Annotated in this window: 10 protein-coding genes; 7 read left to right on the top strand and 3 right to left on the bottom strand. The window is 65.2% G+C overall.

The window, feature by feature from the left end; genetic code table 11:
- Positions 1 to 29: 29 nt before the first annotated feature.
- The 7 genes from P1L41_RS12700 to P1L41_RS12670 all read left to right on the top strand — a co-directional run bounded on the left by P1L41_RS12700 (position 30) and on the right by P1L41_RS12670 (position 8,885).
- Entirely contained in the window at positions 30 to 686 is a 657-nt protein-coding gene (locus P1L41_RS12700) for a transaldolase family protein (protein WP_276296098.1), read from the top strand.
- A gap of 57 nt (positions 687 to 743) precedes the next feature.
- Positions 744 to 1,712, top strand: coding sequence for a carbohydrate kinase family protein (locus tag P1L41_RS12695; RefSeq protein ID WP_276296097.1), 969 nt, complete (start codon positions 744 to 746; stop codon positions 1,710 to 1,712).
- Between the two features lie 75 nt (positions 1,713 to 1,787).
- Entirely contained in the window at positions 1,788 to 2,543 is a 756-nt protein-coding gene (locus tag P1L41_RS12690) for an IclR family transcriptional regulator (RefSeq protein ID WP_276296096.1), read from the top strand.
- Positions 2,544 to 2,624: 81 nt separating this feature from the next.
- Positions 2,625 to 3,800 (top strand): mandelate racemase family protein, encoded by a 1,176-nt coding sequence (locus P1L41_RS12685; protein WP_276296095.1) that lies wholly within the window; start codon positions 2,625 to 2,627, stop codon positions 3,798 to 3,800.
- Between the two features lies 1 nt (position 3,801).
- The gene (locus P1L41_RS12680) at positions 3,802 to 4,899 is read left to right on the top strand and encodes a Gfo/Idh/MocA family protein (protein ID WP_276296094.1); all 1,098 of its coding nucleotides are present in this window, start codon (positions 3,802 to 3,804) and stop codon (positions 4,897 to 4,899) included.
- Positions 4,900 to 5,779: 880 nt separating this feature from the next.
- Entirely contained in the window at positions 5,780 to 7,228 is a 1,449-nt protein-coding gene (xacF, locus tag P1L41_RS12675; RefSeq protein ID WP_276296093.1) for a 2,5-dioxovalerate dehydrogenase, read from the top strand.
- 706 nt (positions 7,229 to 7,934) lie between these two features.
- Positions 7,935 to 8,885 carry a zinc-dependent metalloprotease gene (locus tag P1L41_RS12670; protein ID WP_276296092.1) on the top strand — a complete coding sequence of 317 codons (951 nt, stop codon included), beginning with the start codon at positions 7,935 to 7,937 and terminating at the stop codon, positions 8,883 to 8,885.
- 26 nt (positions 8,886 to 8,911) lie between these two features.
- Here the strand turns inward: P1L41_RS12670 and P1L41_RS12665 are convergent, their stop codons facing one another.
- The 3 genes from P1L41_RS12665 to P1L41_RS12655 form a co-directional block, all read right to left on the bottom strand.
- Positions 8,912 to 9,472 carry a DUF420 domain-containing protein gene (locus tag P1L41_RS12665; protein WP_276296091.1) on the bottom strand — a complete coding sequence of 187 codons (561 nt, stop codon included), beginning with the start codon at positions 9,470 to 9,472 and terminating at the stop codon, positions 8,912 to 8,914.
- Between the two features lie 139 nt (positions 9,473 to 9,611).
- Positions 9,612 to 11,882 (bottom strand): CDC48 family AAA ATPase, encoded by a 2,271-nt coding sequence (locus P1L41_RS12660; RefSeq protein WP_276296090.1) that lies wholly within the window; start codon positions 11,880 to 11,882, stop codon positions 9,612 to 9,614.
- Positions 11,879 to 12,130, bottom strand: coding sequence for a DUF7127 family protein (locus P1L41_RS12655; protein WP_276296089.1), 252 nt, complete (start codon positions 12,128 to 12,130; stop codon positions 11,879 to 11,881). The genes P1L41_RS12660 and P1L41_RS12655 overlap by 4 nt, the downstream gene beginning before the upstream one ends.
- Between the last annotated feature and the right edge of the window lie 24 nt (positions 12,131 to 12,154).

The following is a 12,154-nucleotide window of genomic DNA, read 5'->3' as shown; positions in this document are numbered from 1 at the left end:
ATTGAACGGGCCCACGGACCTCCGGACGAATGAAACTGTATCTCGACACGGCCGACATCGACCAGATTCGCTCCGCGGTGGCGCTCGGCGTCGTCGACGGCGTCACGACCAACCCCTCTATCATCGCCGCGTCGGGGCTGGGCTACCGCGAGGCCGTCACCGGCATCGACGACGTCGTCGACGGCCCGATATTCGCGCAGGTGGTCGGCGAGAGCGCCGACGAGATGGTCGAACAAGCCCACAGATATCAAGACTGGGCCGACGATGTCGTGGCGAAGATTCCAGCCAGCAGGGCCGGTTTCGAAGCACTGGCTCGCCTCCGCGACGACGGCGTCCCGGCGGGTTCGACGGTTGTGTTCTCCGTCGAACAGGCCGTCCTCGCGGCGAAGAACGACGCCGACTTCGTCGCCCCGTACGTCGGGCGACTCGACGACGCCGGTGCCGACGGCCTCGAGACCGTGCGGCGGATGCAGCGGACCTTCGACCGACAGGAGTTCGACACGGACGTCCTCGCGGCCAGCGTGCGAAACACGACGCAGGCGACGGCGCTCTACGAGGCCGGCATCGACGCGATTACGATGGGGCCGGACCTGCTCGATGCCCACGTCGGCCACCCGAAGACGGACGAGGGCATCGCGGGCTTCGACGAGGCCTGGGGTGACCGGGGGAGCCCCATCGAGGAGTGACCGACCGGCCCACCGACCGAGACATGCTATAAGTACCACCGGGCCGAGAGTCTCGGTATGGCCGAAGACGGAACGATTCTGGTTGCTGGGGATACGCTCGTCGACCTCCTCCCGGACGAACCGGGACCGCCGGGCGAGGCGGGGGGATACACGCCGAACTTCGGCGGCTCGGGCGCGAACGTCGCGCTCGCACTTGACCGGCTCGGCGTCCCACCACTCTTCTGGACGCAGCTCGCCGACGACGACTTCGGGACCTTCCTCCGTGGCCACCTCTACGACTCGTCGATACCGCCGACGCACATCGTCACCGACCCGGACGCCAGGACCACGCTCGCCGTCGTCTCCCACGACGCCCACGGGGAGCGGTCGTTCAACTTCTATCGCGACGACGGGGCGTGTACGCGGATGCAGGCGGGCGAGGTCCCCGACGCGACACTCGCGGACGCCGACTGGGTCCACACGACCGGCGTCACGCTCAGCGTCGAACCGAGTCGGACCGCGACGCTCGACCTCCAGGAGCGCGCCCCGGACGGGACGACGGTGTCGCTGGACCCCAACTGGCGACCGGAGATGTGGCACAGCCGCCAGGAGTACGCGGCCGTCGTCCGGGGCGCGCTGGGGAACGTCGACGTCGTGAAGGCCTCCACCGAGGACCTCGGCCCGGCCGGGTTCGAGGGCCAGGACCCCGCACAGGTGGCGAAGTCGGTCACGCGATACGGCCCCCACACTGTGGTCCTGACGCGCGGGAGCGACGGCGCGGTCTGTTACGGGACCGACGACAGTCCGGTCCCCGGGCTCGTCGAGCACTCGGGCTACGACGTCGAGCCGGTCGACGCGACGGGCGCGGGCGACGTCTTCCTCGCGGGGTTCATCGCGTCGCTGACGAGTGGCGTCCGAGACCCGGAGCGCCTGCTCGGGCTCGCGAACGCCGCCGGCGCGGTGGCGACGACCAAGCCGGGGGCCGTCTCGGCGCTGACTGGGCTCGACGAGGTGCGGGAGTACCACGACGACATCCCCTGGGAGTGACCGCTCGTTCCCCTTGTGTGGCGATGCGTTCCGAACTGCTGAACAGTTAAGTACCGTGCGCCGGTACGGTGTCGTATGTCTCCGGACGCCAACACGGTCAACGCGACGCGGACCTCGTTTCGCATCATCGAGGTGCTGAAGCGGCTGGACGGGGCCGGCGTGACCGACGTCGCGAGCGAGCTCGACATCCCGAAGAGCACCGTCCACAACCACCTGCAGACGCTGCTAGAGGAGCGCTACGTCGTCAAAGCGGGCGACACCTACAACGTCGGCCTCCGCTTTCTCGAGCTCGGGGAGTTCACGCGCAACCGGATGGACATCTACGAGACGGTTCGCCCGGAGGCCGAGACGCTCGCCGAGAAGACGGGGGAGATGGTCAACGCCGCCGTCGAGGAACACGGCCAGGGCGTCTACATCACCCGTCACGGAGGCCAGCAGGCGGTGAACGTCGACACGTACGCGGGCAAGCGGGTCAACCTCCACTGCACCGCGCTGGGCAAGGCGATTCTGGCCGAACTCCCCGAGGCCAGGGTCGACGAGATTCTCGACGAACACGGGATGCCCGAGCGAACGGAGCACACCGTCACCGACCCGGACGAGCTGAAGGCCGAACTCGAGACGGTGCGCGAACAGGGTATCGCCTACGACCGCGAGGAACGGCTCCCCGGCCTCCGCTGTGTCGCTGCACCCGTGGTCACCGATGGCGTCGTGGCCGCCCTCAGCGTCTCGGGACCGACGACGCGTATCAAGGGCGAGACGTTCCACGAGGAGATTCCAGAGCTGTTGCTCTCGGCGGCGAACGTGGTCGAGATCAACATGGCGTACTCCTGACTGGCGTTCCGGAGAACCGAACGACAGTGTGGCGAAGCACCGTCGTATACTTTTAAGACACCGGGTCCGGATGGACGTAGTATGGCCCCCGAGATAGAGCGTATCGAAAGTATCGAGTTCAGCTATCCACTGGAGGACGTGGGGACGGACGGTGCCGGGTTCAACCTCGTCTACGAGCCCGGGAGCACCACCGAGCGGAAACTGTTCGGGCTCCGCATCCACACGAGCGAGGGCATCACCGGGGAGTACGTCGGCGGGAACTCCCCCGCCGCCGCCCAGATAAACACCTTCGCCGACTACCTCGTCGGGAAGAACCCCCTGAAACGCGAGCGACACTGGTCCGAAATCAAGCGAGCGCTGCGCAAGTACGACCGGATGGGGATGGGTCCCGTCGACATCGCGCTCTGGGACTTCGCCGGGAAGTACTACGACGCGCCGATTCACGAACTGCTCGGCACGTATCGCGAGCGCATTCCCGCGTACGCGTCGACCTACCACGGGGACGAGAACGGCGGACTGGACTCGCCCGAGGCCTTCGCCGACTTCGCCGCGGACTGTCGGGAGATGGGCTTCGGCGGGTTCAAGGTCCACGGCTGGGGCGGTTCGGACGGCTCTCGCGACGTCGACCGGGAGGTCGAGATGGTCCACGCCGTCGGCGAGCGCGTCGGCGACGACATGGACCTGATGCTCGACCCGGCCTGCGAGTACGAGACGTTCGGCGACGCGCTGACCGTCGGCCGCGCCTGCGACGAGGAGGGGTTCTACTGGTACGAGGACCCCTACCGCGACGGTGGCGTCTCGCAGCACGGCCACAACAAACTGGCCGACCGACTCGACACCCCGCTCCTCCAGACCGAACACATCCGCGGCCTGGAGATTCACACGGACTTCGTGGCGTCCGGGGCGACCGACTTCGTGCGCGCCGACCCCGAGTACGACGCGGGTATCACCGGCGCGATGAAGATCTGCCGGATGGCCGAAGGCTTCGGCCTCGACGTCGAGTTCCACGCGCCCGGCCCGGCCCAGCGCCACTGTATCGCGGCGACGCGCAACGCGAATTACTACGAGCTCGCGCTGGTCCACCCGGACTGCCAGAACACGATGCCGCCGGTGTACGAGGGCGGCTACTCCGACTTCATCGACACCATCGACGACGATGGCACCGTCTCCGTCCCGGACGGCCCCGGTCTGGGCGTCGACTACGACTGGGACTACATCGAGAACAACGCGACCGGCAGCGTCCACGTCTACGAGTAACATGACTTACAGAGCAGGCATCATCGGCACTGGCGGCATCGCTGGCATGGGCATCCTCGGTATGCACGACGAGGAAGACATCGGCAAGAAGAAGGTCAAGGCGAGTCACGCCGGCGGCTACGACGCGGCGGAGGGCATCGAACTCGTCGCCGTCGCCGACGTCGACGAGGAGAAACTCGAACGGTTCGGTACGGCCTGGGACATTCCCGAGGAGAACCGCTACGTCGGCCACGAGTCGATGCTCGCGGCCGAGGACCTGGACGTCGTCTCCGTTGCGACCCCGTCGTATCTCCACGCGGACCACACCATCGACGCGGCGCAGTCCGTTGCGGACCCGAGTCTGGTCTGGTGTGAGAAGCCCGTCGCCGCCTCGGTGAGCGAGGCCGAAGAGATGATCGAGGTCTGTGACGAGACTGACACGGAGCTGTTCGTGAACCACTCGTTCCGGTTCACCGACAAACTGCGCCGACTCCACGACCTCGTCCAGGAGGAGGGGCTGCTCGGCGACGTCCACGCCGTCTCGACGCAGTTCCGGATGGAGCTGCTGCGCAACTCGACCCATCTGCTGGACACGCTGGTCTACCTCCTCGACGCTCGGGCCGAGACAGTCTCCGGGTACATCACCGGCGAGAACGAGGCCGTCGACTCGCTGCAGGCCGGCGAGGAGGTCGACGACGCCGGCGGCGGCGGCTTCGTCGTCATGGACGACGGCACGTTCACGACCGTCGACTGCACGATTCCCAGGGCGGAGTCGTCGATGACGCTCCAGTTCGTCGGGAGCGAGGGCAAGCTCTACCTCAACAACGACGACGGTGAGTGGCGCTACTGGCGGCTCGAGGACGGCACACACGTGGAGGAGCCGCTGCCTGGCATCGAGGGTGCCTGGACGTGGGACGACGACTACCAGCGAGCCTTCCCGAACGCCGCCAGAGACATCGTCTCGGTGCTCGACGGTGACCTCGACAACCCGTCGACGGGAGTCGAAGCGGCCCGTTCGCTCGAAATCATCGTCGCGTTCTACATCTCCCACTACACCGGAAGTCAGGTCTCTATACCGCTCGACCGACCGCTGAAAGACGTCACTATCACCTCCTGGTAACCAGTTCCTCCTCCGTTCGCTCAGACGGCGCTCCTCGTTCACACTGTCTGAACGTATTCGTGTTCTGTCTTCTACCACCGGTACAGAACACCGGATGGACCGCCTGACTGAATCCGGTTCGGTCTCAGACGCCATCGGAGGTCCGTGCGACGGCACTCGAATTTTCCGCCTGTATGAATACCCATTATTGTGAGGTGAACGGTGGGGAACGAACTCCGTACAGAACCGACGCGAGTTCCGAACCGGACTCTGTCGAGTCGGGTCGCTTGCGGGTGGGGAGTGATCCGACGTCCCACCCGGAATCTCTGGGTCGACGCCCACTGTGGCGCTGCAACTACCGTCATGGAAATCGACATGACGAGCGATGTCTGTGGAAGCACTCGGTCGCCGTCGCATCGAGTCTGAAACAACCTGTCCACCCTGTCTCTCTCAGTAGAATCTATATTCGGCCTGAATGAACGAACAAATCGCGCCCGGCCTGAGATAGCGAACGGCGACGACCGAACTACTACTTCACGAACACGCGACTTTCCAAATCACTGCAACGGAAATTTCCATTCACGGAGAGCCGATCTTCGAACAGCTGCAGATAGACCTAACAGATGTACATATGTGCTAGAAAGGGGAAAACTGACCCGAGATTTTCATCGACACTATTCAGCATGACCGAACGATATTGTCGGGAGAGCGATATCACACACGCCGTCCACCGAGCCCCTATTCCAGATTTCGGTTGGTCATTGGCGCTTGCCGCGAAACTGGCTTCGGGACCAGCAATCGGTCGCCTGGGGCGGTATGTCAGTTGTTCACCTGACTGGGACAGAGCGGGGCGCACGCCTTACCAAAACCTTCTCGTAGCCGCGGTGACTCGCCTAACACCATGGTGGAGACGTACCACAATTACGTTGACGGAGCGTGGATTGAAGCCGAAACCGGCGAGACGTTCGAGACGCGCAACCCGGCGGACCGCTCGGAAGTCGTCGGCGAGTACCAGCAGTCCGGGACCGCCGACGCGGAACGCGCCGTAGAGGCAGCAGCGGCGGCCCAGTCCGAATGGGCGAACACACCCGGTCCGGGACGTGGCGCTATCCTCCGCGAGGCCTCGAACAACCTCGCCGCCCGCAAGGACGAGGTCACCGAGACGCTGGTCCGCGAGGAAGGCAAGACCCCCGGCGAGGCGGGCGGTGAGGTCCAGCGAGCCATCGACATCCTTGCGTACTACGGGACGAAAGCAAGCGAGATCGGCGGCGACGTCAAATCGCCGAGCGCCCCGGACAAGACGATGTACACCGTCGACGAACCCGTCGGCGTCGCCGGGCTCATCACCCCGTGGAACTACCCCATCGCGATTCCCGCCTGGAAGATCGCCCCCGCGCTCGCCGCCGGGACGACCGTCGTGTTCAAACCGGCCTCCATCGCACCGAGCGTCGCCCGGCAGCTCGTCGAATGTCTCGACGAGGCGGGGCTCCCCGACGGTGCACTCAACATGGTCACCGGCCCGGGCAGCTCTGTCGGTGAGACCTTCTCCACACACGAGGCCATCGACGCGGTGTCGTTCACCGGCAGCGCGGCCGTGGGCGACATGGTCGGGTCGCAGGCCAGCGAGTCGGGCAAGCGCATCCAGCTGGAGATGGGCGGGAAGAACCCCGTCGTCGTGATGCCGAGCGCCGACGTGGACGAGGCCGTCGACATCGCCGCCGCCGGTTCGTTCGGCGTCACCGGCCAGGCCTGTACGGCTACGTCCCGCGCCATCGTCCACGAGGACGTCTACGACGAGTTCGTCGAGGGTGTCGTTGCCGCCGCCGAGGACATCGAGATCGGTCCCGGCCTGGACGGTGCGGACATGGGCCCACACGTCAGTCAGGACGAACTCGACAGCACGCTGGAGTACGTCGAGATCGGTCAGTCCGAGGGCGCCACCCTCGAGACGGGCGGTCAGACGGTCGACGCCGGCGACGCTGAGGGGTTCTTCGTCGAACCAGCCGTGTTCTCCGACGTCGACAACGACATGCGCATCGCCCAGGAGGAGGTCTTCGGCCCCGTCCTGGCTGTCATTCCCGTCTCCAGCTACGAGGAGGCCGTCGAGACGGCCAACGACATCCGCTACGGACTCTCGGCGAGCATCGTCACGCAGGACCTCTCCGAGGCCCACCAGTTCGTCGACGACTCCGAATCTGGCGTCGTGAAGGTCAACGAGAAGACCACCGGGCTGGAGCTGCACGTGCCCTTCGGCGGGATGAAAGACTCCTCCAGCGAGACGTACCGCGAACAGGGCGACGCCGGCCTGGACTTCTACACCATCTCGAAGACGGTCTACCTCAACTACTAACGTCGAATTCAGGCTGCTCTCGGACGTCTGACCTGATATTTCCTCACTCTATCTATATAAGCACCCACTTCACCCCCAGATATAACTATACGGCCTCAGAAGAGGGAGATACATCCCCTATATACACCTTACGTCAGCGTATGGCTATATTCCTTCCCATATAGTACTATATCGGGTATTCGAAATCCAGAATTCACTACTACCGTGCTGTATTCGCTTTATTCGGAGGTATCACTTCGAGCGTGTGATGACAGTCCGCCACGCTATCCCCGAGACGTCCGTCCCGAATTCGCCCGAAAAATCTTCGATGTTCCGAAAGTATGCAGACACAACCGATACGTGACCGATATAGGGGCCGTTATGCTGATTGTACTTTAGTGGGACCAGCGGCTCGTCTGGCCTATGGGCGCCACTGATTCTCGACTGTCCGTCGAAGAGATACACATGTCTGTCACCGAGAGCGACGACGACCGATACTGCCGTCACTGTGATACTATCGGCCTGGCCTTCGACCCGGCGGCGGGCCGGGCGCGTTGTCGTTTCTGTGGCTCGCTCGTCTAGGCCGCGGTGGGCCTGCTATCGGTCGTTTCGAAGCGGTCCGCCGTGGCGATGACAGACGCTGTCGGGTTTCTGCAGGTACGAGTTACCACGCCCGTGGGACTCTCTCGGGGAGAAGGCATATTCCTACGCGCCGCGTCGATAGGGCATGGGACTCTATCATAGCGTCAGGGCGGTCGCGCGAGCGTCGGGCGACGGCCCCATCGACTGGGACGCCGTCGCCGCCGCCGCGAAGGAGGGCACCGACCCGGGTGACCTCGACGTGTCGGCGGCGGAACGGGACGGGTACGCGACGGACGTGCGGGACGCGCGGGACCGTGTCCGGACGGTCAGCGAACTCGACTTCGACCTCCCGGAGACGGTGGAGATTCAGAACCGCCACCACTGGATCGACGCGAACGTCGCGACGTTCGAACGAGTGATGGCCCCGATAGAGCAGCAGGCGGAGTACATCCCTGGCATCGCCAGAGCCGTCAACACCGGGTCGATGGCCTTCGCGCTCTCCTTTCTCGGGAACAACGTCCTGGGCCAGTACGACCCGCTGTTGCTGGCCGACGGCGACGACCACGCGCTGTACTTCGTCAGGCCGAACATCCAGCGGGTGGCCGGGCAGCTCGGCGTCGACGGGGACCGGTTCAGGCGATGGATCGCGTTCCACGAGGTGACTCACGCGGCGGAGTTCGGCGCTGCGCCGTGGCTCTCGGACCACCTCGAGGCGTCGATGGAGGAGGCCATCGGGAAACTCAGTGACGGGAATCTGGACCGGGCGTCGCTCGGCGAGCTCGACACCACGATGACAGCGGTCGAGGGCTACGCGGAGTTGCTGATGGACCGGGCGTTCGACGACGAGTACGACGACCTGCGGCGCAAAGTCGACGAGCGACGGAAGGGGCGCGGCCCGATCGCGTCGCTGGTCCGGCGCGTCCTCGGCCTCGGGATGAAACGCCAGCAGTACGAGCGCGGCAAGGCGTTCTTCGATACGGTGGCCGACGCTCGGGGCGTCGCCGCCGCCGGTCGCGTCTGGGACCGGCCCGAGAACCTCCCGACGCAGGACGAGATCGACTCCCCGCTACTGTGGGTCGAGCGCGTCGACCCGTAGCGCGGTCGCGCCGCAGCGATTGCTCGTCACCACAGCACGTACAGCATGAGGTAGACGACGATACCTAGCGAGAACGAAATCACCCAGAGCGTGGCGGCCGCCTTCCCGGCTCGCGGATGGTTCGTCTCCGACAACTGCCCAGGCGAGTACGAGAATGCGAGCAGGAGCACGTAGTACACCAGCGGAATCGCGACGATGGCAAGGAGGATGTGTATCGCCAGCAGCGGGAAGTAGAGGTACGTCTCGAAGACCGCAGGGCCGGAAAACTGCGTCGGGCCCTCGAAGATGACCCGGTAGAGATACAGCACGAGGAACGCGACGAAGAGGCCGAACGTGGTCAGCATCAGCCGTCTGTGCCGTCTGACGTCGCCTCGGCGGATGGCGCGAATCCCGCCGAATATCGTGCCGATAGCGGCGGCGCTCAGTGCGGCGTTGACGTGCGGGATGGCTGTGACGACGGCGTCCGGCGGGTGTGGCAGTATCGTCCGGGGAATCGCCCCCAGGACGGCGCCGAACACGAGGGCGAGCGAGACGACCGTCAGGAGGCCGGTTATCGGACCGACGTTGTCACGAACAGTCACCTGCATGGGTCGGGGTTAGGACGAGTCAGGCATGTGTATTGCGTTCTACACCGCTGGGAGCGGTCTGTACCCGGTGCCCCTGACGACCAAAAGAGAGAGAGAGATACCGCGAAAACGTGCGAAATCGCTGAAAATCGAGCCGGGTTTACTGGAAGGTGCGGCTGACCCGCTCTTCCTCGCTCACGTCTGGCTCGCTGCGCTGGAACCGCTCTTCGATCTGTTCGTAGCGGTCCCGGGTCTCGTCGGTGACGCTCGCGTTGACCTCCTCGAGGGCCGTCTCGAAGTGGTCCATCGTCACGCGGACGTTCCCGACGGAGTCGTCGATGTCCTCGGGCTCGACGCTGGCGATGAACTCGCGGGTCGCAGCCATCGACGCCTCGCGGGCGACGGCTTCGACGTCGGCCCCGACGTAGCCTTCCGTCCGGCGGGCGAGGCTGTCCAGGTCGACGTCGTCGGCCAGCGGCTTGTCGCGGGTGTGGACCTCGAAGATGGCGCGGCGCGCCTCCTCGTCGGGGACCGGCACGTGGACGTGTCGGTCCAGCCGTCCGGGGCGCAGGAGCGCGCTGTCGATGAGGTCCGGACGGTTGCTCGTCGCGATGACGACGACGTCCTCCATCTCCTCGATGCCGTCGAGCTCGGTCAGCAGCTGGCTGACCATCCGCTCGCCGACGCCCGAGTCACCGGAGCGGGTCCCGCGTTCGGTCGCGATGGAGTCGATCTCGTCGAAGAACACCACCGTTGGGGCGTTCTCACGGGCCTTGCTGAACACTTCGCGGACGCCCTTCTCGGACTCGCCCACGAACTTGTTGAGCAGTTCCGGCCCCTTCACCGAGATGAAGTTCGAGTCGGCCTCGTTGGCGACGGCCTTCGCGAGCAGGGTCTTCCCCGTGCCGGGCGGGCCGTACATGAGGACGCCCTTGGCGGCGTTCAGGTCCATCGCCTCGAAGACGCTGCCGTATTCGAGGGGCCACTGGATAGTCTCGCGGAGGCGCTCCTTGGTGTCTTCCAGCCCGCCGACGTCCTCCCAGGTGATGTCAGGGACCTCGACGAACACCTCGCGGAGCGCCGATGGTTCGATACCCTTCTTGGCCTCCTTGAAGTCCTCGTCGGTGATCTCCAGATGCTCGAGCACCTCGGCGTCTATCTCGTCGGACTCGAGGTCGAGTTCCGGGCGGATGCGGCGGAGCGCGTTCATCGCGCTCTCCTTGGTCAGCGAGGCGAGGTCGGCCCCGACGAACCCGTGGGTGTTGTTCGCGTACTCCTCTAAGTCGATCTTCTCGGAGAGGGGCATCCCGCGGGTGTGGACCTGCAGGATCTCCTTGCGGCCCTCCTTGTCCGGGACGCCGATCTCTATCTCGCGGTCGAAACGGCCACCGCGGCGGAGCGCGGGGTCGATGGCGTCGACACGGTTGGTCGCCCCGATGACGATGACCTGGCCGCGCTCTTCGAGCCCGTCCATCAGCGAGAGCAGCTGTGCGACGACGCGCCGTTCGACGTCGCCCTGCGTCTCGCCACGCTTGGGTGCGATGGAGTCTATCTCGTCGATGAACACGATTGCGGGCGCGTTCTCGGAGGCTTCGTCGAAGATATCCCGGAGCTGCTCTTCGCTCTCCCCGTAGTACTTCGACATGATCTCCGGCCCGGAGATGGTGGTGAAGTACGCGTCGATCTCGTTGGCGACGGCCTTCGCCATCAGCGTCTTCCCCGTGCCGGGCGGGCCGTGGAGCAGGACGCCCTTCGGGGGTTCGATGCCGAGCTGCTGGAACAGCTCGGGGTGGCGCATCGGCAGCTCGATCATCTCTCGGACCTGTTCGAGTTCGCCGTCGAGGCCGCCGATGTCCTCGTAGGTGACGTCGGGCGTCTCCCGCCCGTCCGACGGCTCACCGCCGCGGATCTGTTCGGCGGGCTTCTCGCTGACCTGGATCTCCGTGGAGTCGGTTATAACGACCGTCCCCGACGGGTCGGTGTCGGCCACTTTCAGCGGAATCTTCTGGCCGGACATCGAGGAGAGCGGCCCGAGCCCGAAGCTGACCGGGACTGTCTGGCCTTTCGTGACGGCCTGGCCGCTGAGGTTGTTCCGGATCATCGGCCCGACGTTGCCCCGGACCCGGAGGTTCTGGGGAAGCGCGACGGTCACGTGCGTCGCCGGGTTGACATCTGCTTTCTCGACGGAGACGCTGTCGTCGATGCCGACGCCGGCCTCCTGGCGGAGCTGACCGTCGATTCTGACGATGCCGTTGCTGGTGTCCTCGGGGTAGCCGGGCCACACGCGGGCGACCGCGCGGTTACCCTGCTTGCCTTCGAGTACGATGTAATCGCCGTTCTCGAGGCCCATCTCGTCCATCGCGCCACGGTCGATGGCGGCGAGTCCGCGGCCCGCGTCCTTCTGTTTGAGTGGTTTGACGGTGAGTTTCATCGAATGTCCTCCTCCGGGTCTGACAGTTCGATGGTGAGGACGCCGTGGTTGATAAACGCTCGCGCCTCGACGTTATCGGGGAGCTCCTGCTCGTACTGGTCGTCGCCCGCGATGACGATGACCGTCCCGTCGACGACGTCCACGCTGGCGTCGTCGACCGTTCCCACGTCCGCCGCGAACACGACGCTGTCGTCGTACTCGAACCGGCGGAGGGGTATCTCGCCGAGCGACTTGTGTTGTGAGTTCATCCTAACACAAGGTAAGTCACAAAA

It is taken from the genome of Haloarcula ordinaria, assembly GCF_029338275.1.
Classification (GTDB): domain Archaea; phylum Halobacteriota; class Halobacteria; order Halobacteriales; family Haloarculaceae; genus Haloarcula; species Haloarcula ordinaria.
This window is presented reverse-complemented; position numbering and strand designations above follow the sequence as displayed.